The sequence below is a fragment of the Psychrobacter sp. G genome (assembly GCF_000418305.1).
GTDB lineage: Bacteria > Pseudomonadota > Gammaproteobacteria > Pseudomonadales > Moraxellaceae > Psychrobacter > Psychrobacter cryohalolentis.
Window position 1 is genome coordinate 2,146,154 of record NC_021661.1, and the last position, 21,812, is coordinate 2,167,965.

Here is a 21,812-nt window from a genome sequence, read left to right on the forward strand (position 1 = left end):
GATTTAAAAACCCAGCTATCAAGTACTAGAATTTATAGAGCTGCCCATCATCAGGAACAAGCGCTCGTTGTTTATCCAGATGTTTTTCCTCGATAAAGCGGCGCAGCTCTGCTTTCGACAGTGCTCCATGATTGACCGTGTCCATGTGCACATTAACTATTTGAGCGTTAGGAGAGAATTTGTACGCACGGTATACATCCTCTTTACCCATGATGATAGAGTCATCAACAAAGGTAGTGAGCTTTGCATAACCTGTGTTAAGGATGACTGCATCAGGCTTGTAGCGAGTCAGTGCATTCTCTACTTCCTTATTCCAAATCGTATCCCCTGCGACATAAACCGTCTTGTAGTTTGGTTTTTGGAACACAATACCCATCGTTTTGCCAAGTGCCTGAGCAAGTGCTGGAACCTTGTACATCTCATCAGTACCATGCTGTCCAATGGTTTTATTTATTCTCGTGCCTTTAAACACAACCCCTTGCTGTGTCAATACTCTGACATCGGTAAAGCCATCTTTACGCACAGTTGCTGCATCGGCTTCATTTTGAGTAAAAATTGGCATATTACGAGGGACGAGGTTACGTGCGGCATCATCCCAATGGTCAGCATGCAAATGGGTCAAAATAATGGCATCTGCTTTAAGCACTTCTGCAACAGACATCGGCAAATCTACCACTGGATAGCGGATTTCGCTATTCAATGTGTCTGCAAACCCTGCATAAGCATTTTTAGGTGCTAGCATAGGGTCGATTAAAAAAGTAGTGCCGGCATAATCAAGTTTGATTGTGGCATTGCGGATTTGCTGAAATTGAACGGTATTGGTGGCTGTATCTTTTACCGCGTTAGAATTTGCTGCTGGACTGGCAAAGGTGGTACATGCCGTTAACAACATCACGCCACTTAACAGCGTGGTGCTAGTCAGTAATTTTGCTATCTTCATAATCTTTACCTTATCGATGAGAATCTTATTGAGGAATCTGTTTTACAACTTAATGAGGGTTTGATTAACTACTCAGGATTAACGTGCGATCCATGTTTGGGCATCAATCACTTCGCCATATAGAAACTCAATCGCTGCCATGATGGTGGCATGAGCCTGAGCGGCGAGTACGGTCGTTCCATTAAATTCAAGATCAAGCGTGGCACAGGCATCATGAACCGTGGTCGTTGTATAACCAAAGTCCACTGCCGCACGAACGGTGGCATCAACACACATATGGCTCATGGCGCCAATCACGGTCACGTCTTTGATACTTTCTTTATCAAGCAGATCTTTAAGAGAAGTTTCACGGAATGAATTGGGATAATGCTTGACGACGACAGCCTCACCCTCTATCGGTTTTACTTTCTCATTGATCTCTACACCATCGGTACCCGGCGTAAAGATTGGTGCGTCAGTAGAAGGCATCTCATGACGAACATGAATGACGGTATGACCTTTTTCTCTAGCAGACGCAATAACCAAAGCGGCATTATCAGCGGCTTCGTTAATACCTACGAGTGATATCTTACCTTCTGGGAAATACTCATTTTGAATGTCTACAACGATCAGAGCTTGTTTGTTCATGATAGTGCCTCTTTATTTATGGGAGTGACTGTATAGACGTATATTTTACAAGTACTATGCTACACTAGCGAGTGGCTAAATCGACACATTAGAGGTTAATAACGACAAATGAATCAAAACCATACGATTGAAATAGGCTTGATCGTCTATGAGAAAGCACAAATGGCGGCTGTCCTTGGACTAACTGATTTATTAACAGTTGCCAGTAAAATAGCCGCCAAGCGCCAAGATACAACTGATCTTCCTTTACAAGTGAGTCACTGGGAGATTAAAGATACTAATCTGCTGCCTACCTGCACTTTTTCTAGTAATCCAGATAGTGTAGGAAAATTAGCGGCTGTCATTATCCCGCCAACGTTAGAGGCACCGATTGAACAACAAGCAGCAGCGCCTTGGCTGGACTGGCTGAGAGATCAGCATTCAGCAGGTGTAATCATGTCATCCGTTTGTGCGGGTGCTTTTTTATTGGGTGAAACAGGATTACTCTCCAAGCGTAAGGCAACCACACATTGGGGTTATGTAGAGCAGTTCGAGAAGCGTTTCCCTGATATCGATCTTGATGTGGATCGCATTATTATCGAAGACGGTGATATTGTGACTGCTGGTGGTGCGATGGCTTGGACGGATTTGGGGCTTAGGATGGTTGATCGGTTTCTTGGCTCACAGGTGATGAATGAGACCGCTCGTGCGTTATTGATTGATCCCTCAAGGCGTGAACAATGCTATTACAGTGCATTTTCTCCAATACTCACCCATGGTGACGCGGCCATATTAAAAGTTCAACACTGGCTACAACAAACGGATGCACAAGATATTGATTTATCCACACTAGCCAATTGTGCGCAGTTGGAAGAACGTACTTTTCTGCGTCGTTTTCATAAGGCGACGGGCATGACATCCACAGAATATTGTCAGCGGTTACGCATCGGAGAAGCAAAAGACTTTCTACAGTTCTCGTCGTCTCCTGTTGAGCAAATAGCGTGGAAGGTGGGTTATAGTGATGCCAGTGCGTTTCGTAAGATATTTAAGCGCATTGTTGGTTTGACACCGAGCGAATATCGGCGCAGATTTAATACGAATAAAGAATAATAGGTTTAGATGGTTGTTCTGATAATACTCTCCACTTTTTATAATTAAAAATAGACATATAACCAAATGCACGGGGCAAACACATCACTAAGATGCAGTTGCCCACTCAAGCGTTGTCCATGCAATTTCTTTTATCCCACGCTGGCTTTTCTTCAATTGGTCAATAACCTTAGAATAATTAAGCCCATCGCTCCTTTCTGTTAAACGTATAGGCTGCGCGTTTTAAGGCTGGTTCATTGCACTTGTGCAGGGAAACCGTCTTTTTCTAAAGCAGCCGTCATCTGCTCAACATTTGCGATGGTTGTGATATTTACCACTTTGGCTGCCAAATCAATATCAACCTTGGCATTTGGGTCGATATCGTGAATGGTTGCTGTCACACCACGTGCACAACCGCCACAGTTCATATTTACAATCAATAGTTTCATAACCTTTCTCCAAATGAGTTTTTGTTTCATCACCAAGTTTAAGCCTTGACATGATGGTAAGGTCAAATATATTTTTTGAAAACATGCTTGACCTTACCATTATGTCAACCTATATGCTGTTGATAACAGATTAAAAATGGTGGAGGTTGTTATGAATTCGAAAAATACTAAGACTTATGCTTATAGTGAAACATTGTCGATTGAGGGTATGACTTGTGCTTCCTGTGTGGGACGAGTAGAGAAAGCATTAAAAAAAGGTTGAGGGTGTTGAAAATGCTGAGGTGAATCTCGCGACTGAAAAAGCCATGATTTCCTCGTCTCAACCTTTAGATCTTATCGCATTAACCACAGCAGTAGAACGAACAGGTTATAAGGTCTTGGCAACTCAGCCGATCGAGCTTTTGATAGAAGGTATGACCTGTGCTTCCTGTGTGGGACGAGTAGAGAAAGCATTAAAAAAGGTTGAGGGTGTACAACAAGCCAATGTTAATCTTGCTACCGAACGCGCATGGGTACAAGGCAACGCTAAAATACAGAGCAGCGATTTGATTCAAGCTGTTAAAAAAGCGGGATACACAGCTAAGCAGATTGAGCAGAGTGTGAGTGTTCAACAGGATAAAAAAGCCACGGAACAGCAGCAGCTAAAACGAGATTTAATGATCTCTTTAATTCTAGCCGTGCCTGTTTTTATTCTAGAAATGGGGTCACATATGATTCCAGCTTTTCATATGTGGGTCATGGATAATATCGGCACGCAACAAAGCTGGCTGATTCAATTTGTTTTGACCACGCTGGTACTCATCTTTCCAGGACGACGTTTTTATCAAAAAGGTATTCCAGCATTATGGCGCTTTGCCCCAGATATGAATTCATTGGTAGCAGTTGGTACATTGGCGGCTTACAGCTTTTCTCTAATGGCAACGTTTGCTCCAGAAGTTCTACCTGAAGGCACTGTAAATGTGTATTACGAAGCGGCAGCTGTGATTGTGAGTTTGATTTTATTAGGGCGTTATTTTGAGGTAAAGGCCAAAGGACGTACTTCTCAAGCCATTCAGCATTTAGTTGGTATGCAGGCAAAAACGGCGCGTATTCATTATAACGGACAAGTAGTTGAAGTCCCGATTGCAGAGGTGACCACAGAAACGATTGTTGAAATTCGTCCCGGCGAGCGTGTGCCAGTCGATGGTGAAGTGGTTGAAGGCCAAAGTTATATTGATGAATCCATGATTACAGGTGAACCCGTTCCTGTCAAAAAACAATTGGGTGATCAAGTGGTAGGAGGGACGGTCAATCAGAATGGGACCTTGAATTTTCGGGCAACGGCTATCGGAGAATCGTCGGTCTTGGCGCAAATCATTCGTATGGTTGAACAGGCTCAAGGATCTAAATTACCGATTCAGGCATTGGTTGATAAAGTCACTATGTGGTTTGTGCCCATCGTAATGCTCTTAGCCACTCTGACTTTTGTTGTCTGGTTTATTTTTGGTCCTGAGCCTGCTTTAACTTTTAGTCTCGTCAACGCCGTTGCCGTCCTAATCATTGCTTGTCCCTGTGCAATGGGATTGGCAACCCCCACCTCCATTATGGTGGGGACAGGTCGCGGTGCAGAAATGGGCGTCTTATTCCGTAAAGGAGAAGCATTACAAGCGTTACAGGAAGTAAAAGTCATTGCTGTCGATAAGACAGGCACATTGACTCAAGGTAAACCAACCTTAACGGATTTTCATGTACAACAAGGGTTCGAACATGAACGAATTTTGCGTATTGTGGCATCGGTTGAAGCAAAGTCTGAACATCCAATTGCATTGGCCATTGTTCAAGCCGCAGAACAACAAAATATCAGTTTATTACCCATTACCGCCTTTGAATCTGTGACTGGATTAGGGATTAAAGCGGAAGTTGCAGGTCAGGCTGTTTACATCGGTGCTGATCGTTATATGAAGCAATTAGCACTTGATATCACAGCTTTTGAAAACGAAGCTACACGTTTAGGACAAGAAGGTAAAACCCCACTCTATGTCGCGATTGACCAAAAGCTAGCAGCCATTATTGCCGTTGCAGATCCCATTAAAGAAACTACTTATGCCGCTATTGCCGCTTTACATCAATTGGGCTTGAAAGTTGCCATGATTACAGGCGACAATCGGCATACGGCTCAAGCGATTGCAGCAAAATTACATATTGATCAAGTGGTCGCAGAAGTGTTGCCAGATGGAAAAGTGGATGCGTTACGTCAATTGCAACAACAGTATGGACGAGTGGCTTTCGTTGGTGATGGGATTAACGATGCTCCTGCTCTCGCTCAAGCTGATGTCGGTCTGGCGATTGGGACAGGTACAGATGTGGCGATTGAAGCAGCGGACGTTGTATTAATGTCGGGTAGCCTACAAGGTGTACCTAATGCGATTGCTTTAAGTAAGGCCACCATCAAAAATATTCGACAAAACCTATTTTGGGCATTTTTCTATAATGTTGCTTTAATTCCAATTGCCGCAGGGGTTTTATATCCAGCATTTGGTATTTTGTTGTCACCAATTTTTGCCGCAGGTGCAATGGCACTGTCCTCTGTTTTCGTATTAGGTAACGCCTTACGCTTAAAGTATTTTCAAGTACCAGCGATTAAAGCATAGATTGTATTAAGATAGGGTTAAAGTAGCCTTTTGGCTTTAACCCTTTTTATATCAGGAGTAAAGTTATGAATATCGGTCAAGCGTCAGAGCAATCAGGAATCTCTCCCAAAATGATCCGCTATTATGAACAGATCGGGTTACTTGATGCCGCAAAACGCTCAAATTCAGGTTATCGCATATATTCTAAGCAAGATATAAAAAATTTGTGCTTTTTAAGACAGGCTCGCGATTTAGGTTTTTCCTCCAAACAGATGAAAGAGTTGCTTGATTTGCGGAAAAATACAGATCGGCAGAGTGCTGATGTTAAACAATTGACACTCCAACATATCGCAACTTTGAACCAAAAAATAGCTCAATTGCAAGATATGGTGAGCTTATTACAGATTTCTGCTGATCATTGCTCAGGTGATACAAACGCAGATTGTGCCATATTAGAAGATCTTGAACAGAGTGAATAAAGTAAATTACATGTAGTCTTATCTGTTTTTTATGCATATTTCAGTCTGAAAAGACATATGTCTAAAAAAATATTCAGCGAATTCTAAGGATTCAGTATTCTAGTGAGGACTTGAATATTTAGCTGTAATCTATTGATTGAATGTTTACAGTACTAAATAGTAAGTGCCCTTCTCTATTTGTATAACTTAATAACACGATAAAAAAGAAGTGAGAGCTAACAAAAGAACGGCTTTAAGGTTATAGTTATAGGAAAGCATGAGGGGTAATCTATGAAAGATAAAAAGCTCATCCTACAGGCAGTAGCAGTCTTTATTTTAATTATTGGACTAACATCTGTAGTTATAATTCAATTCAAATTAATGTCACCCAGCATGTTTTATAGTCTTTTTTGATTAAAGATTTTTTTATGATTAACGGTCTAGTCCAAATCATAACTTATACCGTCATAACAAATCAACGGACTTAACAATAGCTCAGCAACACTTTAAACATTTGTTGTACAGACAGCCCAATTGTGTATCTCTATATTAGATATGTCAGCTTGAAGCTTAATAACTGCTGATACCCTATTCATCAATAAAAAAAATAAAAGATGGATAAGCTTGGTCTTAATATAGATGCGTTGACTCAAAAACTCATAAATGGAAAAGGAAAACCATAATGAACAATCAAGATGTGAACGAACAAAGCATGGATGAACAGTACAAAAACAATCAAAAAATGGATAACGATATGAATAACCAGACACTAAAAGGCGAATGGAATCAACTCAAAGGTTCAGTAAAACAAAAATGGGGAGATTTAACAGATGACGATCTCACTCATATCGAAGGTGACCGTGACAAGCTGGTTGGGCGTGTCCAAGAGCGTTATGGTCATTCAAAAGAAGATGCTGAACGTGATGTAGATGAGTGGCGTACACAAAACAAATATTGATTACCCTGTGTCTAACTAATTAGACCCTAAAAATATAAAAAGCCCGTGACTATGGTCACGGGCTTTTTTAGTCAATTTTGCTAATTATGTAAGTAAAAATGAGAGGCTTAATAGGTACAGTTTCTTAGACAAACTTGAACATATGGCTGTGAGCTATTGATGTTAATATTTAATGGATTGCGCACTTTCTCATACTTACTGCACTCCATCTGCTGATGTTTGATCTAAGTTCGGGTTATTTTCATTAACAGTAACCGTATCATCCGTCTTTTGGTCGTTTTCTACACTCCCATTACTAGAATAGTATGCTGTACCACCCGCACCTTCTACATCCTCTGTAGAAGCAGGAGTTTGATCTTCAGCCTCGGTCGCTGTTTGCACAGGTGTCATTTCGCTAGATTCTGTACTAGGATCCGGCTCTTCTGTCTCACTGCTGCAAGCACTAAGACCAAAGAAACTCACCAAAAACACTATCCATAGTTTATTTTGAAGCGATTTAGTAGGTACTGATGTTTTCATTTTAATGTCCTTATTATAGTTACTGGCAACAAAAAACATAGAGGATGGGCTAAAGCCCTAAATAATAAGATTGTAAATTAGTCAGTATGGCGATTTACAACCTCTATAATACTCTTACAAATAAGACTATTGATGCTGCGTAGCTTTTGCTCAGGTGGGCCTTGACAGATACTGCGAAAATCATACAGCTCATCTTTATAACCAATGCAATAAAAAAACGTACCGACAGGCTTATCCTTAGTTTCAGAGCCTCCAGACGTTAATAGTCCTGTACAAGCCACATATAAGTCGGCTTCAAACATGGCCTTAGACTTATTAACCAGTTCTTGGGCGACTTCTAAGGATTCAGGTGTACACTCAGCAATTAATTGGCTCGATATATTTAACACGTTCTTTTTTATCGCAACGTCATAGCATACCAAGCCGCCCATTAATATATCGCCTGAATAAGGACTCATAGAAAAGCGATGTGCTAGATAGCCCGCGGTCGCGCTTTCAATAAAGACTATGGTCAATTGCTTATCTGCCAACAACTTAGCACAGCTATCGGTCACAACGCCCTCCACACTAGTATTAGAACAATCAAGGCTATTACAATACGTTCCTATTCAAGTTTCAATTCATATAGTGATGAATTTACGTAACAGTATTTTTTTAATTAAGCATACTTATGGCGAGCCAATCAGACTCTTTCCTTGGTTCGTTTCCCTAGTGAGGACTTGAATCTTTGGCTGTAGGCTAATGCTATCAAGGGTTTTGGTTACTTTGTTCATTGTAGTGTACTTCACAGTGTACATATTGAGATGCTTAATGTAATTTGATCATCTCACTCTAGAGTAGGTAATTGATTAACCAAAATAGCGAAAGGCTTAAAATATGAAAAAATTTATACCTCATTTAAATGCTGATATCATCCCATTAAAAAGTGCCGCAGGCATTGATATTGGATTAAGCTTTGATGAGTTTCTTAAACATGCACCACATAAGCTGGTTGATAATGAGGAATATAACAAGCCATCAAATACTCAAGGCTTATGGTATGTCATACATCACAAAGGTACTAATAGCTTAGGGAAAGAGTTTGATGCTTATGCCTGTCGCTGGAATAATGATGTTGTTTTACAGTTTGATGGAAAACCTACAAAAATTCTTTACGGAATCATAGTTTCAGACAATTATAAAGGTTCGCTATTTAATGAATTGAGAATTAATGACAGATTAGACAAATTATCTAGTCAATACGATTTAGGATTTTATGCGGATGGTCATTTTTTAATAGACAAAGAAGATGCAGATATTTATGTACCAATTGAAATTGGTACAGATTATTTAGCCAGCTATGAAGATGTACCTAATCAAATTATTCGATTATTTTATGTGATAATGCATTTTGAAGAACAGATAAAGCATGGTATTACTTGGGATTAATTACACACCTTAATCGGACGGGCAATTTCAATGCCTAAAACTTTCTGACGATTGAACTGGTTTTGTAATAACTATAGTTCGGTGCGCTATACAGGCATCGAACTATCAGCTATGTGCCTAATTTCTTATTATCAGACAATTTATTAGGGTACGCTCTCTTTAGGAGTATTTATTTTTATCTTCTCACCTATATTTATAGGAGGTATATAGCTCTCATTAGAAGTATAGTGATCGAAATCTACATAAACATGAACGCCATCTACATAACTGAATATTTCGTTAAGCTCGATATCTTCTTGCAAGATTAAAGAGAAATAAAAATCGTCCTCCATTGGCTTTAAAGAACTGCTAGTAACAATATCAAAAAAATATAAGCTACATAGCCCTCTAACCCAACATTTAAAAAGAAAAGAAACATCATCTTCTGCAATACTATTAAGGTTTAACTTGCTCAGTTTACTTAATCTTTTTGCTGTATCAGTCATTCCGTAATAAAGCAATGAATCCCTATTACTCTCTAAGTCTTCAGATATAATTATATTAAAAGCTAGACTTGTATACCCATAGCTCTTAAAAGGCTGCGTAAAAAAATCATAGAACATTTTTAAAAACTTAATAAAACTATTTTCTAGTTTTAAATAATTACTAATTTCTATATGACCATATATTTCTACGAAATCAACAATACTTGTCCATTTGGACATGAACTTATGTTCATCAGAGCCATGTCTTGAAATTTTATAATAATTAAAATTCATTAATCACCTACCTTCTTTAAAATAGAGAGATGTTCTAAGTAGCTTTGATAAAGCAGTAGAAGAATGCTTCGATGTTGATATGTTAGTTAATTTCTTATTAGAAGATGACTCATGGTATATACCTTTTGATTCTAGAATGAAGCTTATGGAAAAAGCAAAATCTTTAGGCGGATGCTCATTGGAGTTTTTGGCAGATTACTATTCATTTAAAACAGCATTTCTAGATCCAGGCAAAGAATATGATGATGCTGTCGCAAAACTAGATGAGCTATTTCAATAAGTTTGATTAGATTATACCCCAAGGGAACCAGTTATTTCACACTTCAAACCTATTAATAGACTACTTAAAGCAGACTTTTGAATTATAGGGCTGGTTGCTGTGCTTTTTTCCTATCATTAGCCTATATCAAAAACATAAAACTTCTAAACGACAACCTATCTATCATTAGACTTGTTTCTGTTATTAAACGATAGGGTGGTGTTCTAATCAGCATACTTTTTGATACACCATCAACTATATTTACGATGGGCAATTTTAAGGTGAGAATATGAATGAACTTATAAAAGCTGAGTTGTTGGAATTGAGAAGACATGTATTGACCGACTACCAACCTACTAAGGTATCAATACAAGCTATGAAATTTTTGCTTGATTATTCTAACGAGATATCTTATGAACTTCAGAGTGATCTGCACAGCTTGATAGCAATGGATATGGATGAATTCATATTAACTCAAGAGGAATGTATTGAAATTATTGATAGACTAATCGCTTGGCGTTCATGATAAAAAGACTCATTAATCAATTAATAGACTACTCATAGCAGACTGCTATATTGGAACCTGAATTGCCTCGACTATATCGGAGGGTGATTTACTTCTTTTATCCAATTTATTTGCCATAACATCCGTTATTGGAATAAATAGTGATCTTTTTAAAATATTACAGCTCATTCGTAACGACTGAACAATTATTAAAAGAGCCATAATAAAATTAACACCCCTGAAATAATGGGGTTGATCAATGAATATTTGATCTTTAGTATAAATCAGTATATTGAGTTCAATATAGACAACAGAAACTGAAGGTAATGACTACCCTATAATCAATAAACAAAAAAATTAAGCCTATCCTGTTATTGTTAGTCAGCCCCTACTCTAAAACTTTTAAGCCCGCTTTAGCAACCTGCACATCTTGACTGCCGTGCGCGCCTCCGACACCAATGCCACCAACCACAACGTTGTCAATGTAGATGGGTACACCGCCATCTAAGATAAGTATATTTTCATCCAAGTAGCGAATATCGCTAGGAATCGTTCCATCTGCGATACCCTTAGCAATGACGGCGGTTTCTCTTTTCTGCGAATTAGCAGTATATGCTTTTTTATAACTGGCACGGATAGTATGCACCCCTGCTCGATGGTCTCTTAACACCGCTAGCGTCTGCCCAGAGGCATCAACGACCGTAATCGACACCATCCACTGGTTTTTCTTAGCTTCTAGTGCGGCGGCTGTCACCATTTTTTGTGCTATTTCACCAGTTAATACAGGAATTGTTGCCACATAAGCTCCAGGATTATTTACGTTCGGTTTTATTTGATGGCTGTGTGAGGAGGTGCTGGCACAAGCCGTAATTGACAACATTGACGTTGCAAGAGCAGCATAAACAAGTAAGTTTTTCATTTTAAATCCTAAGAGTTAGTTTAGCGATTATTTAATATAAGCGTTATTGAGTATTTGGAAGATTCATCGCCTTAGCATAACCTGTGGGGGCAAACTTCATCGTGACCATCAGCATTGCTACCAGCGTGATCAAAAGTAGCAGCCAAACGATCTGAAAGCTACCTGACCATTCCCGTAAAAATCCTGCGAAATAAGGAACAATCGCGGTAATAATAAAGCCAACGCCTTGTACAAAAGCCGTCAATGCCCCAGCCAATCTAGGTGCGGATAGATGGTCAAGCGCTACGGTAAGCGTTAATGAAAAACAAGCCCCAAGACCACCCCCTATCATAGCGACCCACAAAATCAATAGTGATTCTGGCATCAACATTAATCCTGCAAAGCCTATAATCTGAATACCCACAGCAAAAAACAACCAAGGGCGGCGATCTAAGCGCTGAGCGGACAGCGCAGGCGCAGCTAACGCACCCAATACTTGAAAAACAGTCATAATACCGATCAGCTCGCCACTACCTTGTGTGCTCCAGCCTAAATCATGAGCATAGGTTGGTAAAAATGCAATCATACAAGCATAGCCTGCGTTCGCCAAACCAAAGTAACTGGCCAATAACCATGCGCGCCGATTCTTAAAAAAATTGACTGCCACGCCATTGTGCTTCTTGTCCATCACCTCGGACGGTCTTAACCACCATAAAAAAATTGCTACTACAGGCAACAGCAACCATATTCCAAGACCCGCTTGCCAAGTGCCATAATACTGAGCGACTACTGGGCTCAGTGTTGCAGCAATACCGCCTCCAGCCATCAGCAGCGCTGAATAAACCCCCATGGCTAATGGGACACGCTTAGGATACCAACGTTTTACTATGCCAGGCGCTAACGCCTGTACGATAGCGATACCCGTACCGCCTATTAAAGCGCTAGCAATCAACGCCCAACCTGTTCCTAAACCCAAACGCCATAAACCAGCTGCAGCAATGGCGAATAGCCCACCTGTTATCCAAGCGTTTTCGCTCAGATGTTTTCCAATCAAAGGTAGTAATGAAGGGAAAATACCCATGCACAGCATCGGTAATACGACCAATAAAGAGGCTACTTGTAAGCCCATACCAGTACTCTGTCGAATCACATCAAGCAGAGGGCCAGTGGACGTCAAGGTTGGGCGTAGCGTTAATGCCAATCCAGCAATCACGAACATAGGCCAAAAGAGCATCAGCGCCGATTGGTGTCTCGTAGAGGAAATACATTTAGTAGTCATTAGTAAGGTGGTGTCCTTTATTACTAAAAGTGTAGCCACAAAAAGCCGACGTTGAACGCCGACTTTTTCCATTTTCTAAGGTTTTAAATTGAGAGACCTTTAGCTTTTTCAAAAAGACTTATAAAACTTTACAACCGATTAGAAAGGTTTAAAAGGTAGGAACTTACCATCAAGAGTAATGACCGCACGGTCGCCACCTTCTGGATCGGCCACTTTTTTGATATCCATTTTAAAATTGATTGCGCTGATGATACCATCGCCAAACTGCTCATGTACCAGTGCTTTAAGAGTCGTGCCATAGACCTGCATCATCTCATAAAATCTATAGATGGTAGGATCAGTCGGCATTTCACTACCGACGCTACCACGGTGTGGAATTGCTTGTAGTAAAACGATCGCTTCGTCATCTAGACCTAACGTTTCGCCGACTTTTTGTGCGGCTTCCGCTGGCAACGGATGCTGACCTAGTAGCGCGGCAGTCACATAGACATCGCTAAGATTAGTGCCTTCGGCTATCTGCTCAAAAGATAAATTTTTATCAGCTTTAGCGGCAATGATAGTATCGGTTAAAGCTTGACGGGCGGTGTTGCTAACTTGAGACTGAATCATGGGAATACCTTTTATTGGTTAGTGGTTGTGAGTAAGTTATTATTAGTAAATAAGGACAATTAAGTAAGCCGTATTTGTCATCAATAAAACAGTAAGGATGGTTTAAATTGCGACTGGCAATGCTATAGGATAAGCACGAACCTCTGTATTTTCAGCAAGCGCAACAAATGTGTTGTTAGCGCCATCTAATGCATCAATGCCACCCGTTTCGATATCGTACACCCAGCCATGTAAGGTCAAACGATTTTCTCTTATCGCCAAACGAACAGAGGGATGGGTTTTGATGTTGTCAATCTGAGCAATGACATTTTCACGCACCATGGATGCCACACGCTCGCTGTCATTAAGATGAGTGATGGATTCATTGACCACACGCGCCGAGTCGGCATATTTTAGCCACCTACCCACCGCGGGCATATGCTCCATGCAAGTACAATTGGCAATCGCTGTCATCGCGCCGCAGTCTGAGTGCCCACAAATCACCACATCGGTCACTTGTAATGCGGTGACGGCATACTCTACTGAGGCAGATACCCCACCAGGCTCAGGTCCATAAGAGGGGACAATATTGCCAGCGTTCCGAATTACGAACAGACCACCCGGTTCACGCTGGGTGACCAACTCAGGAACCAAACGACTGTCTGAGCAAGAGATGAATAACGTGCGCGGGTTTTGCTGCGTTGCCAAATTTTTAAATAAATCAACGTGTTTTGGATATGCTTCGCTGTGGAATTTTAAAAAGCCTTCGATAATATCTTTCATAACGGCGGTCTCTGTTGTGTTGATAAAGTGAATACTACGCCGTTATTCTGATAAGGTAAAATACTGGTATATTATGATATCGATAATAAATACTTATAGATAAAACGGGAGATATAAATTATGATGGATGCTAATCATCCACGTTCGCCGTAACGATAAAGTAATCACCATAAGAAAAACCATCGAGCAACCATGATACTCAGACACATAAAATACTTTCTAGCGGTTGCCAAGCATCAAAGCTTTACCCAAGCAGCAGCGTCTCTTTATGTTTCGCAGCCGGCTTTATCACAACAAATTAAGCAATTGGAAGAGACGCTGGGAGCGCCTTTATTTGATCGGTCGGGACGGCGTGTTAAGCTTACTCAAGCCGGTAAGGTATATGTGCGCTACGCCCATAAGGCGCTACAGGATTTAGAAGAGGGTCAACGAGCAATTCATGATGTGCAGAACTTGAGTCGCGGCGCATTGCGGATTGCTATTACCCCAACCTTTACCACCTACCTGATTGGTCCGTTGATAAAAGCATTTCATGACCGTTATCCTAACGTTACCTTGAGCTTGCAAGAGATGTCGCAGGAGCAGATGGAAAAGCAATTACTTGATGATGAATTCGATGTGGGTATTGCTTTTGCAGATGTAGGGTCTGCCGATATAGAAGCACAGATTCTACTCATTGAAACACTGGCGTTGGTGGTGAACAAAAATCACCCACTTGCAAAGCATCAAGCGATTGATCTGCTGACGCTAAGCGAACAGGAGTTGGTGTTGCTCAGCCATGAATTTGTCACCCGTGGACAAATTGAGCGTTATTGGCGCCAACACGACATCCAGCCTAAGGTACTGATGGAGGCAAATTCATTAAGTGCCGTGATTGAAATAGTACGCCACACGCAATTGAGCACCTTATTACCCTCTAATATCGTGAGCAATCGAGATGAGCTTATTGCCATTGCTCTGGCACCCTCTTTACTACAACGTACTGCCGTACTACTACAACGAAAAGGGGCCTATCAGAGTGCGGCTACTGAAGCGTTTATTGGCTTAGCGCATCAACACTGTGAGAAAAGTTAAATAGGTAACTACAAAAGGGAGCTCATACGAAAAACTAACCTATGTTGCCTATAGAATACACTCAAAAAAAACTCCGTTCAGCTGTAGGCTAATGGTATCAAAGCTTTAACTCACTGAAATAGTCACAGTGTACTTCATGGTGTACCTACCATACATATTCTATTCGTGATCGGTGCGCTATACAGGCATCGAACAGCCAGCTTTCTGTAGGTAAATGTTATAAACTTTTCAAAAACGTTTTAGCCTCAATGGGCTTAGTAAGCTCAATAAATTTAATATGCTGGTATTCAGGTTTGTTTATTAACTGACGAACCTTTTTACGATTTTTCTTATGCGTTGTGATCGTCCACCAAATAATAGATTTTTTGGAAAATAGTCTTGTTAAGCTCTCTACATTATTGGTATCCCACAGCTTCTTTCTACTAATAGTCCTAAATATGGCACGCCTGAAAGCACGAGACAACACTAATGGGAACGAATAGTTCAGCCAAATGACGGTGTCGATATCTTTCCATTTTATAGGTATCGTCCGACTATAATTACCATCTAATACAAACGCTGGCTTATCTAGCGCCTTTTCCATATGTTTGATAAAGGTTTCATCATCAACATGCTGCCAATCATCCAGCCAAAATAATCCGTCCATTTCAACATATACATAGCTAAGCTTATCTGCTAGAGCTTTGGCAAACGTAGATTTTCCTGAACCCGATGTACCTAACACGTTGATTCTTTTCATGGTTATACTACCTCAAACACTTATGAATATTTTGGCAATATCCGAAAAAAGGCACGTAGTATACCCAAGGAAACTACCTATTTCACCCTTCAAACCTATTAACAGACCACTTAAAACAGACTGGTATAATGGAACCACTTATAACAGACTATTTTAGGTGTTTATGTTTATTAGAGCGTCAACCAAAGAACAAGACGCTAAGCGTGCCAAAAGCGAGCTCATAGCATTTGCCAACGATCATGGCCACAAGATTGCCGCCTTCTATGTCGAAAACGAATCAGGAGCTATCTTGGTGCGACCCAAGCTTATGCAGCTGATCGAAGATGCTCATAAGGGCGATGTTATCTTAGTTGAGCAGATTGATCGCTTGGCACGTTTGAACCAAGCTGACTGGGATACGCTCAAAAGAATGCTATCAGAAAAAAAGCTATCTATCGTATCAAAAGAGCTGCCCACCTCATATATGGCGCTTCAATCTGAAAGCAGCACTGAATTTATGAGCAGTGTATTGCAAGCCATTAACTCGATGATGCTGGATATGCTCGCAGCCATTGCTCGAAAAGATTATGAGGATCGCCGTAACCGCCAGATGCAGGGTATTGCTCGTGCTAAGGCAGAAGGTAAGTATTCAGGACGTAGGAAAGATACTGAAAAACGTAAGATCATCGCCAGTCTACTCGAATCAGGTCATAGCTATTCTGATATTCAAAAAATGGCTAAGTGCTCACGGCATCTGATCGCTGATGTGGCCAAGGAAAGACCTAAACCGATCACTGATCATTAAGTGGTTCCACTACAGCGGTCTACTATGAGTAGTCTATTAATTGATTAATGAGCCTTTTTATCATGAACGCCAAGCGATTAGTCTATCAATAATTTCAATACATTCCTCTTGAGGTAATATGAATTCATCCATATCCATTGCTATCAAGCTGTGCAGATCACTCTGAAGTTCATAAGATATCTCGTTAGAATAATCAAGCAAAAATTTCATAGCTTGTATTGATACCTTAGTAGGTTGGTAGTCGGTCAATACATGTCTTCTCAATTCCAACAACTCAGCTTTTATAAGTTCATTCATATTCTCACCTTAAAATTGTCCATCGTAAATATAGTTGATGGTGTATCAAAAAGTATGCTGATTAGAACACCACCCTATCGTTTAATAACAGAAACAAGTCTAATGATAGATAGGTTGTCGTTTAGAAGTTTTATGTTTTTGATATAGGCTAATGATAGGAAAAAAGCACAGCAACCAGCCCTATAATTCAAAAGTCTGCTTTAAGTAGTCTATTAATAGGTTTGAAGTGTGAAATAACTGGTTCCCTTGGGGTATACCTTATTAACTTACATGATGATAAAAAGTATAGCTCGATAAATACATTCTGATCAAAATTTTAAGGGAATCTATAAAATAAGAAAAATATTATAAGATGGAGAAATCATGAGTTACGACTTTAAAGATGTAAAAATAAATAGAGAGTTTAGATACTCTCTTGGAAAAGAAATAACCACAGGCAAGTGCTATTTGTCTTTTCCAGTAAGAAATAGCTATGTTGATTATATAGAGTATTATGAGCTATCTCTTGAGCAGCTTAATATTTTCATGAAAAACGAAGAAGAGTTATTAGATTTTTTAGATAAGTGTAAGAGAAGAAAGAAAGATGAGCTTATGGCATTTTTTCCTATAGCCCCAATTCGAGGATATCCAACCTGAAAAATGTGAAGTATAGAGAAGTGTGTTAGGTTTTCAAATGAACAGAATTACCAAGATTGTCTATAAAATCGTAATAGCGACATATCAAAGTTGTTAATGATTTTGTCTAAATTAGAATAGTAGACGCAAAAAGACTTTAAGTTACAGGTATACGACCTAGTGTTCGACTCCTGTATAGCGCATCGAACTATCGGCTAACTCTTTATCAGCCCATTATTATCATCGGTTTTTAATGCTGGTACACGTTCTTGTATTGCATGATAGAACCTATCTTTGTCTTTTGGTGATATCACTATGCTACCACCTTCATATCTTATCTCAATCCTATCTAAAGACAGTGCTGGAGCAGATAAAGTACTGCTGGTAGGAGTGATATTGTTAATGTCTTTCAATGAAATGCTCTGAGTAGAAAAACCATTTTTCACTAACAATGTGTCAGCTGTCAAAGTGTACTTTATATTAAAAAACAGTACCAATAGCAGTAACGCAGTTGGTATGGTAAAAAGGCTAATAAACATTATTCTTTTAATAGAACTATTGTTATACATCCATTCCCATACAGGCACCAAAACGAGTAGTAAACTAGAACCCAATATTAAAAACGCCAACCAAAAATCAATCTTTGATGTAAATATAGTACTTATCATAATTTGTTAGCAGAAAGCCTTTAGTTAATATTTATGTTTGAATAGCTCAGTTCATGTACACCACGAAGTACACTGCCATTATTTTAATAGATATATTTACTAGCGTATATAGCCTACAGCAAAAGCTTTAAGTCCTCACTAGGAAACCGAACCAATGAAAGTACTTGATTGGTTCGCCATAGGTATAATCAAATACGCTCGGCTTCTAACTTAGTTACTATGTCCTTAAAAACTTCTTCAAAATGCTGGCTATCAGTACATCTTTTGAATGCGTTACCATTCCAAAATCCTAAATGAAATGTAATTGTAAGTCGCTTTTTATCCGCAGTTATCCGTCTTATTTCCGATAGGTTAATAATTTCATTGTCTACAACTATAAAACTTGGCATCTCACTCTCTTTATATGTTTTATTTAATAATAGTCAGCTATAAACCTCATTTCACAGCTTGCGCAATTTGGAGGCAAACAACACTGGCGCCAACTGTAGAATAAGTATTCTTATCAAATGATGTGAAAGAATAAACATAACATTTAGTCCTGAAGCCACTGAGATTACCGTGACTGTCTCAACTCCACCGGGAGCGTATGAAAGGAAAAGTTGTGAGAACGCTATATCTAAAATTTTTGACGCTAAAATAGAGAAGCTTACAGTACAGATCATACCTACACAAAAAACAACGACACTGTCTTTGATGCTAGTTTTAAACTCTTGAAATGAGATACCAGCGAATAAAGACCCTATCAGGATACCTAATACGATAGTGGCACTATCAATCATTAAAGAAGGAACTGTAAAACCAGCCAACAATCCAAACTTGACTAGAACTATCGTCATTAACATTGAAACCAATAAGTATGGAGCAGGTATTCGGTAACTTACTAATAATCTACCCAAGAATGCAAATGAGATTAATAACATCATCAATACTATTAACGTTTCTATAGTAAAAGTCGGGCTCACTGTGCCTACAGCAGCGTACTGCACTGGTCCAAAAAGAGTCAGGATCATGGTCAATAAGAACAATCTCACTATATGAGTAATCATTACCTTTGGACTAACTTTAGTGATATTGAACATATCAATAACCACCGCTAGAGAGCCAGGATATACTGCAAGAATTGAATCCAATTTGGACCATTTTGCTTTTTTGTGAAGCCAAATAAAAGATAGGAAGGATTGAAGGATAAGACAGAATGTCATGACAACAATGCTTCCCGCAGTTATATACAGCACCTCCATAGACCAGTCTTTAAAGTATAATCCTGTTGAGATACCAAGAACTATTTGAATATACGGCAAATAAAATGCATGTGTGACTTCCCTATTAGTATAAGTCGCAAAAAAAAGTGAAACTAATATTCCCGATAATAGAAAACCATATTTTACGCCAATGAGATTAAGAAAAAACCCGAGTAGAGTAGTTGTCACTATACAGATAAACAAATACATTCAATAAGCCCTGAAAAACTCAGCATTTAATTCTAATGACTCCTGACCTGTTTGCGCCGCAACGATAATACCTTCACCAAATACAAACAAAGTGTCAGATTTCTGCTTTGCATTTTCCGCACTTACCTGTTCAAACTTATCAAGTAGCCATTGCCTAACCTCGGTTTTATGCTGCTTAGCTATTAGATGCGGTGAAGACTGCTTATCTGAATACTCTGCGCAAGCATTGATAAACATACAACCATAAAAGTCCTCTGATAACGTCCAGTTCTTGAGGAAATTTAAGTAGCAAGTGGCAACATCTGCTACTTGCTCAATCTCAAAATCATCAAAGTCAGCTTTTAGTTGAATCATAAACATCTGATGACGATACCTAAGTGCCTCCTCAATCAATCCTTCTTTATTACCAAAATGGGCATACAAAGTCCGCTTGGTAGTCCCTGCTTGCTTTGCTAACAGCTCCACTCCACTGTCATGAAAGCCTTGCTTATAAAAGAGCTCATAACTTTTTTGTAGAATGACATCTCGTAATTCCATTGGTTTTGCTCCTGTTATTGTTATTGTTATTGTTATTCAATGAATCACAATAATAGCATTATCGGATACCGTTCGGTATACTTAGTATGTATACCAATCAGTATACTCGTAGTGATACCTTTTTATTTATGAGAGGAGTAAGTATGCATTCATTCTTTAACTGGCATAAGTTAAGCGATCAAGTGAACCAATGCCCAAAGAGATTGCCTTTATCGATGATAGTAGTGGCTTGGCTAGGCGGCACCATTGCAACTGCAACGCTTGCTATGTTAGGAAGCTCAATAGAACTTATTATGATTTTAGGATCGTTTGGCGCAAGTTGTTTACTAATATTTGCCTATCCTACCAGTCCTTTTGCCCAGCCGAGAAATGTTATAGGTGGACATGTTATTGCGACTTTTACAGGACTGGTGTTCATGACGTTATTTGGTATTCACTGGTGGAGTATGGCAACTGTTGTTGGTACTGCCATTGCACTAATGCTGATATTTAGAATGCCTCATCCACCTGCTGGGTCTAACCCTTTAATAGTTATGCTAGGCTCAGTAAATTGGAGTTTTTTGATAACACCTACCCTACTCGGTTCAATCGTTTTGGTCATGGTAGCGCTTATTTATAACAATTTGGGTAAAGGTAAACAGTATCCGACTTATTGGTGGTGAACTATCTGAACCACCTCAGACTGTCTGGGACTTAACATTCTGAGAGTTAGCCTATAGTCAAAGGTTCAAGGTTCAAGGTTCAAGCAACCGTATCTATTTAGTATACTTTATAACCCCCATGATCTTGTACCTTGACTCGCTTTACTGATGGCTTTCACTGAGTAAGTGCGATTAATCTCAATCAGAAACGACCTACCATTTTTTTAGCGCCACGAACTCACCTTTACCAATGGGAGCTAAGTAGGTGTGAAACTGTGGATTACCATTGAAATAATTAAAAACGTCTGTCATTTCATCCTTATGAGAGACTGCGTTATCAAACACAATGATGCCTTTTGTCCTAGTTAACCGTATTACATCCTCCAAGATATCTAAATACAATTTTCGATCCATATCAACAAAAACTAAGTCAAAGCTTTCCGTCATTTTTGATAAAATCATGGGTGCATCACCCTCAATAATTTTAATCTTATCCACTAGACCTGTACTTAAAAAATTCTCTCTTGCAGCGCTGATCTTCTTAGGATCATTCTCTATTGTGGTGATCTGAGCGGCTTCATCAGTGCATAATGCTAACCAAGCAGCAGAATAACCATTTGAAGTACCTACTTCTAATATTTTTTCTGCTGACGTGAGTTGAGCCAGTAAACCTAAAAACTTACCTGTATCTGGCGTTATATTGAGGTACTTATCAATTTTATTGATAGATTTTGAGTCATTAATCTGACCTTTCATATATAGTTCATTCAAAAAAATTTCAATATCTACGTCATTCATTTAAGTAAAACTCCTCAATTTTTAAAACGACTTTAAATCCGTTTTAGTCTCGACCTTACCACCAAGCATCTTTACTAAGTCT

27 protein-coding genes and 1 pseudogene are annotated in these 21,812 nt (G+C 39.4%); 11 read left to right on the forward strand and 17 right to left on the reverse strand.

Annotated elements, in window-relative coordinates:
• Positions 1–25: 25 nt before the first annotated feature.
• Entirely contained in the window at positions 26–940 is a 915-nt protein-coding gene (locus PSYCG_RS08830) for an MBL fold metallo-hydrolase (RefSeq protein ID WP_020443867.1), read from the reverse strand.
• Positions 941–1,018: 78 nt separating this feature from the next.
• On the reverse strand, positions 1,019–1,567 hold the full coding sequence (locus PSYCG_RS08835) for a cysteine hydrolase family protein (protein WP_020443868.1): 549 nt from the start codon (positions 1,565–1,567) through the stop codon (positions 1,019–1,021).
• 108 nt (positions 1,568–1,675) lie between these two features.
• Here PSYCG_RS08835 and PSYCG_RS08840 point away from each other — a divergent pair, with 108 nt between their 5' ends.
• Complete coding sequence (locus PSYCG_RS08840; RefSeq protein WP_020443869.1) at positions 1,676–2,656, forward strand: GlxA family transcriptional regulator; 981 nt, start codon at positions 1,676–1,678, stop codon at positions 2,654–2,656.
• A 233-nt stretch (positions 2,657–2,889) separates the two neighbouring features.
• Here PSYCG_RS08840 and PSYCG_RS08845 read toward each other — a convergent pair whose 3' ends face one another.
• Positions 2,890–3,084, reverse strand: coding sequence for a heavy-metal-associated domain-containing protein (locus PSYCG_RS08845; protein WP_020443870.1), 195 nt, complete (start codon positions 3,082–3,084; stop codon positions 2,890–2,892).
• A gap of 151 nt (positions 3,085–3,235) precedes the next feature.
• Here PSYCG_RS08845 and PSYCG_RS08850 point away from each other — a divergent pair.
• From PSYCG_RS08850 to PSYCG_RS08860, 3 genes and pseudogenes are all read left to right on the forward strand, one after another.
• A pseudogene (locus PSYCG_RS08850) lies at positions 3,236–5,714 on the forward strand (heavy metal translocating P-type ATPase).
• A 65-nt stretch (positions 5,715–5,779) separates the two neighbouring features.
• A complete protein-coding gene (cueR, locus tag PSYCG_RS08855; protein ID WP_020443872.1) occupies positions 5,780–6,172 on the forward strand; it encodes a Cu(I)-responsive transcriptional regulator in 393 nt (130 codons plus the stop codon).
• A 661-nt stretch (positions 6,173–6,833) separates the two neighbouring features.
• The gene (locus tag PSYCG_RS08860) at positions 6,834–7,109 is read left to right on the forward strand and encodes a CsbD family protein (protein WP_020443873.1); all 276 of its coding nucleotides are present in this window, start codon (positions 6,834–6,836) and stop codon (positions 7,107–7,109) included.
• Positions 7,110–7,304: 195 nt separating this feature from the next.
• Here PSYCG_RS08860 and PSYCG_RS08865 read toward each other — a convergent pair whose 3' ends face one another.
• A complete protein-coding gene (locus PSYCG_RS08865; protein ID WP_227500776.1) occupies positions 7,305–7,571 on the reverse strand; it encodes a hypothetical protein in 267 nt (88 codons plus the stop codon).
• A gap of 134 nt (positions 7,572–7,705) precedes the next feature.
• Positions 7,706–8,182: a CinA family protein gene (locus tag PSYCG_RS08870; protein ID WP_020443875.1), complete on the reverse strand. Its 477-nt coding sequence runs from the start codon at positions 8,180–8,182 to the stop codon at positions 7,706–7,708.
• A gap of 322 nt (positions 8,183–8,504) precedes the next feature.
• On the opposite strand from PSYCG_RS08870, the gene PSYCG_RS08875 reads away from it, so the two are divergent.
• Positions 8,505–9,056 carry a hypothetical protein gene (locus tag PSYCG_RS08875; RefSeq protein WP_020443876.1) on the forward strand — a complete coding sequence of 184 codons (552 nt, stop codon included), beginning with the start codon at positions 8,505–8,507 and terminating at the stop codon, positions 9,054–9,056.
• A gap of 143 nt (positions 9,057–9,199) precedes the next feature.
• Here PSYCG_RS08875 and PSYCG_RS08880 read toward each other — a convergent pair whose 3' ends face one another.
• Entirely contained in the window at positions 9,200–9,814 is a 615-nt protein-coding gene (locus PSYCG_RS08880) for a hypothetical protein (protein ID WP_020443877.1), read from the reverse strand.
• Between the two features lie 79 nt (positions 9,815–9,893).
• On the opposite strand from PSYCG_RS08880, the gene PSYCG_RS13350 reads away from it, so the two are divergent.
• Together PSYCG_RS13350 and PSYCG_RS08885 are read left to right on the forward strand one after the other, a co-directional pair.
• Entirely contained in the window at positions 9,894–10,094 is a 201-nt protein-coding gene (locus PSYCG_RS13350; RefSeq protein ID WP_144061772.1) for a hypothetical protein, read from the forward strand.
• 268 nt (positions 10,095–10,362) lie between these two features.
• Positions 10,363–10,599, forward strand: coding sequence for a hypothetical protein (locus PSYCG_RS08885; protein ID WP_020443879.1), 237 nt, complete (start codon positions 10,363–10,365; stop codon positions 10,597–10,599).
• Between the two features lie 367 nt (positions 10,600–10,966).
• Here the strand turns inward: PSYCG_RS08885 and PSYCG_RS08890 are convergent, their stop codons facing one another.
• The 4 genes from PSYCG_RS08890 to PSYCG_RS08905 form a co-directional block, all read right to left on the reverse strand.
• Entirely contained in the window at positions 10,967–11,497 is a 531-nt protein-coding gene (locus PSYCG_RS08890; protein WP_020443880.1) for a GlcG/HbpS family heme-binding protein, read from the reverse strand.
• A gap of 43 nt (positions 11,498–11,540) precedes the next feature.
• Entirely contained in the window at positions 11,541–12,710 is a 1,170-nt protein-coding gene (locus tag PSYCG_RS08895) for a CynX/NimT family MFS transporter (protein WP_227500738.1), read from the reverse strand.
• 183 nt (positions 12,711–12,893) lie between these two features.
• On the reverse strand, positions 12,894–13,364 hold the full coding sequence (gene cynS, locus PSYCG_RS08900; RefSeq protein WP_020443882.1) for a cyanase: 471 nt from the start codon (positions 13,362–13,364) through the stop codon (positions 12,894–12,896).
• A gap of 102 nt (positions 13,365–13,466) precedes the next feature.
• A complete protein-coding gene (locus PSYCG_RS08905) occupies positions 13,467–14,126 on the reverse strand; it encodes a carbonic anhydrase (RefSeq protein WP_020443883.1) in 660 nt (219 codons plus the stop codon).
• 192 nt (positions 14,127–14,318) lie between these two features.
• Here PSYCG_RS08905 and cynR point away from each other — a divergent pair, with 192 nt between their 5' ends.
• Complete coding sequence (cynR, locus tag PSYCG_RS08910) at positions 14,319–15,200, forward strand: transcriptional regulator CynR (RefSeq protein ID WP_020443884.1); 882 nt, start codon at positions 14,319–14,321, stop codon at positions 15,198–15,200.
• A 217-nt stretch (positions 15,201–15,417) separates the two neighbouring features.
• On the opposite strand, the gene PSYCG_RS08915 is transcribed toward cynR, so the two are convergent.
• On the reverse strand, positions 15,418–15,939 hold the full coding sequence (locus PSYCG_RS08915) for a hypothetical protein (RefSeq protein ID WP_020443885.1): 522 nt from the start codon (positions 15,937–15,939) through the stop codon (positions 15,418–15,420).
• A 163-nt stretch (positions 15,940–16,102) separates the two neighbouring features.
• Here PSYCG_RS08915 and PSYCG_RS08920 point away from each other — a divergent pair, with 163 nt between their 5' ends.
• On the forward strand, positions 16,103–16,723 hold the full coding sequence (locus tag PSYCG_RS08920; RefSeq protein ID WP_020443886.1) for a recombinase family protein: 621 nt from the start codon (positions 16,103–16,105) through the stop codon (positions 16,721–16,723).
• Between the two features lie 60 nt (positions 16,724–16,783).
• Here the strand turns inward: PSYCG_RS08920 and PSYCG_RS08925 are convergent, their stop codons facing one another.
• Positions 16,784–17,020, reverse strand: coding sequence for a hypothetical protein (locus tag PSYCG_RS08925; RefSeq protein WP_020443887.1), 237 nt, complete (start codon positions 17,018–17,020; stop codon positions 16,784–16,786).
• 363 nt (positions 17,021–17,383) lie between these two features.
• Between PSYCG_RS08925 and PSYCG_RS08930 the strand changes: the two genes are divergently transcribed.
• Positions 17,384–17,656: a hypothetical protein gene (locus PSYCG_RS08930; RefSeq protein WP_020443888.1), complete on the forward strand. Its 273-nt coding sequence runs from the start codon at positions 17,384–17,386 to the stop codon at positions 17,654–17,656.
• A gap of 194 nt (positions 17,657–17,850) precedes the next feature.
• Here the strand turns inward: PSYCG_RS08930 and PSYCG_RS08935 are convergent, their stop codons facing one another.
• The 4 genes from PSYCG_RS08935 to PSYCG_RS08950 form a co-directional block, all read right to left on the reverse strand.
• Positions 17,851–18,303 carry a PH domain-containing protein gene (locus PSYCG_RS08935; RefSeq protein WP_020443889.1) on the reverse strand — a complete coding sequence of 151 codons (453 nt, stop codon included), beginning with the start codon at positions 18,301–18,303 and terminating at the stop codon, positions 17,851–17,853.
• Positions 18,304–18,491: 188 nt separating this feature from the next.
• Entirely contained in the window at positions 18,492–18,692 is a 201-nt protein-coding gene (locus PSYCG_RS08940) for a hypothetical protein (RefSeq protein WP_020443890.1), read from the reverse strand.
• 51 nt (positions 18,693–18,743) lie between these two features.
• Positions 18,744–19,754, reverse strand: coding sequence for an AbrB family transcriptional regulator (locus tag PSYCG_RS08945; RefSeq protein ID WP_020443891.1), 1,011 nt, complete (start codon positions 19,752–19,754; stop codon positions 18,744–18,746).
• A complete protein-coding gene (locus PSYCG_RS08950) occupies positions 19,755–20,291 on the reverse strand; it encodes a TetR/AcrR family transcriptional regulator (RefSeq protein WP_020443892.1) in 537 nt (178 codons plus the stop codon).
• Between the two features lie 143 nt (positions 20,292–20,434).
• On the opposite strand from PSYCG_RS08950, the gene PSYCG_RS08955 reads away from it, so the two are divergent.
• Complete coding sequence (locus PSYCG_RS08955) at positions 20,435–20,953, forward strand: HPP family protein (protein ID WP_020443893.1); 519 nt, start codon at positions 20,435–20,437, stop codon at positions 20,951–20,953.
• A gap of 192 nt (positions 20,954–21,145) precedes the next feature.
• On the opposite strand, the gene PSYCG_RS08960 is transcribed toward PSYCG_RS08955, so the two are convergent.
• Positions 21,146–21,730, reverse strand: coding sequence for an O-methyltransferase (locus tag PSYCG_RS08960; RefSeq protein WP_020443894.1), 585 nt, complete (start codon positions 21,728–21,730; stop codon positions 21,146–21,148).
• Positions 21,731–21,812: the final 82 nt, after the last annotated feature.

What these genes read in the sequence shown, in the direction of transcription:
- PSYCG_RS08945 (WP_020443891.1), bottom strand. Translation starts at nt 19,754, where the DNA reads ATGTATTTGTTTATCTGTATAGTGACAACTACTCTACTCGGGTTTTTT.
- PSYCG_RS08895 (WP_227500738.1), bottom strand. Translation starts at nt 12,710, where the DNA reads ATGCTCTTTTGGCCTATGTTCGTGATTGCTGGATTGGCATTAACGCTA.
- PSYCG_RS08940 (WP_020443890.1), bottom strand. Translation starts at nt 18,692, where the DNA reads ATGCCAAGTTTTATAGTTGTAGACAATGAAATTATTAACCTATCGGAA.
- PSYCG_RS08845 (WP_020443870.1), bottom strand. Translation starts at nt 3,084, where the DNA reads ATGAAACTATTGATTGTAAATATGAACTGTGGCGGTTGTGCACGTGGT.
- PSYCG_RS08830 (WP_020443867.1), bottom strand. Translation starts at nt 940, where the DNA reads ATGAAGATAGCAAAATTACTGACTAGCACCACGCTGTTAAGTGGCGTG.
- PSYCG_RS08885 (WP_020443879.1), top strand. Translation starts at nt 10,363, where the DNA reads ATGAATGAACTTATAAAAGCTGAGTTGTTGGAATTGAGAAGACATGTA.
- PSYCG_RS08930 (WP_020443888.1), top strand. Translation starts at nt 17,384, where the DNA reads ATGAGTTACGACTTTAAAGATGTAAAAATAAATAGAGAGTTTAGATAC.
- PSYCG_RS08880 (WP_020443877.1), bottom strand. Translation starts at nt 9,814, where the DNA reads ATGAATTTTAATTATTATAAAATTTCAAGACATGGCTCTGATGAACAT.
- PSYCG_RS08835 (WP_020443868.1), bottom strand. Translation starts at nt 1,567, where the DNA reads ATGAACAAACAAGCTCTGATCGTTGTAGACATTCAAAATGAGTATTTC.
- PSYCG_RS08890 (WP_020443880.1), bottom strand. Translation starts at nt 11,497, where the DNA reads ATGAAAAACTTACTTGTTTATGCTGCTCTTGCAACGTCAATGTTGTCA.
- PSYCG_RS08960 (WP_020443894.1), bottom strand. Translation starts at nt 21,730, where the DNA reads ATGAATGACGTAGATATTGAAATTTTTTTGAATGAACTATATATGAAA.
- PSYCG_RS08955 (WP_020443893.1), top strand. Translation starts at nt 20,435, where the DNA reads ATGCATTCATTCTTTAACTGGCATAAGTTAAGCGATCAAGTGAACCAA.
- cynS (WP_020443882.1), bottom strand. Translation starts at nt 13,364, where the DNA reads ATGATTCAGTCTCAAGTTAGCAACACCGCCCGTCAAGCTTTAACCGAT.
- PSYCG_RS13350 (WP_144061772.1), top strand. Translation starts at nt 9,894, where the DNA reads ATGTTAGTTAATTTCTTATTAGAAGATGACTCATGGTATATACCTTTT.
- PSYCG_RS08875 (WP_020443876.1), top strand. Translation starts at nt 8,505, where the DNA reads ATGAAAAAATTTATACCTCATTTAAATGCTGATATCATCCCATTAAAA.
- PSYCG_RS08925 (WP_020443887.1), bottom strand. Translation starts at nt 17,020, where the DNA reads ATGAATGAACTTATAAAAGCTGAGTTGTTGGAATTGAGAAGACATGTA.
- cynR (WP_020443884.1), top strand. Translation starts at nt 14,319, where the DNA reads ATGATACTCAGACACATAAAATACTTTCTAGCGGTTGCCAAGCATCAA.
- PSYCG_RS08950 (WP_020443892.1), bottom strand. Translation starts at nt 20,291, where the DNA reads ATGGAATTACGAGATGTCATTCTACAAAAAAGTTATGAGCTCTTTTAT.
- PSYCG_RS08840 (WP_020443869.1), top strand. Translation starts at nt 1,676, where the DNA reads ATGAATCAAAACCATACGATTGAAATAGGCTTGATCGTCTATGAGAAA.
- PSYCG_RS08920 (WP_020443886.1), top strand. Translation starts at nt 16,103, where the DNA reads ATGTTTATTAGAGCGTCAACCAAAGAACAAGACGCTAAGCGTGCCAAA.
- PSYCG_RS08860 (WP_020443873.1), top strand. Translation starts at nt 6,834, where the DNA reads ATGAACAATCAAGATGTGAACGAACAAAGCATGGATGAACAGTACAAA.
- PSYCG_RS08915 (WP_020443885.1), bottom strand. Translation starts at nt 15,939, where the DNA reads ATGAAAAGAATCAACGTGTTAGGTACATCGGGTTCAGGAAAATCTACG.
- PSYCG_RS08935 (WP_020443889.1), bottom strand. Translation starts at nt 18,303, where the DNA reads ATGATAAGTACTATATTTACATCAAAGATTGATTTTTGGTTGGCGTTT.
- PSYCG_RS08905 (WP_020443883.1), bottom strand. Translation starts at nt 14,126, where the DNA reads ATGAAAGATATTATCGAAGGCTTTTTAAAATTCCACAGCGAAGCATAT.
- cueR (WP_020443872.1), top strand. Translation starts at nt 5,780, where the DNA reads ATGAATATCGGTCAAGCGTCAGAGCAATCAGGAATCTCTCCCAAAATG.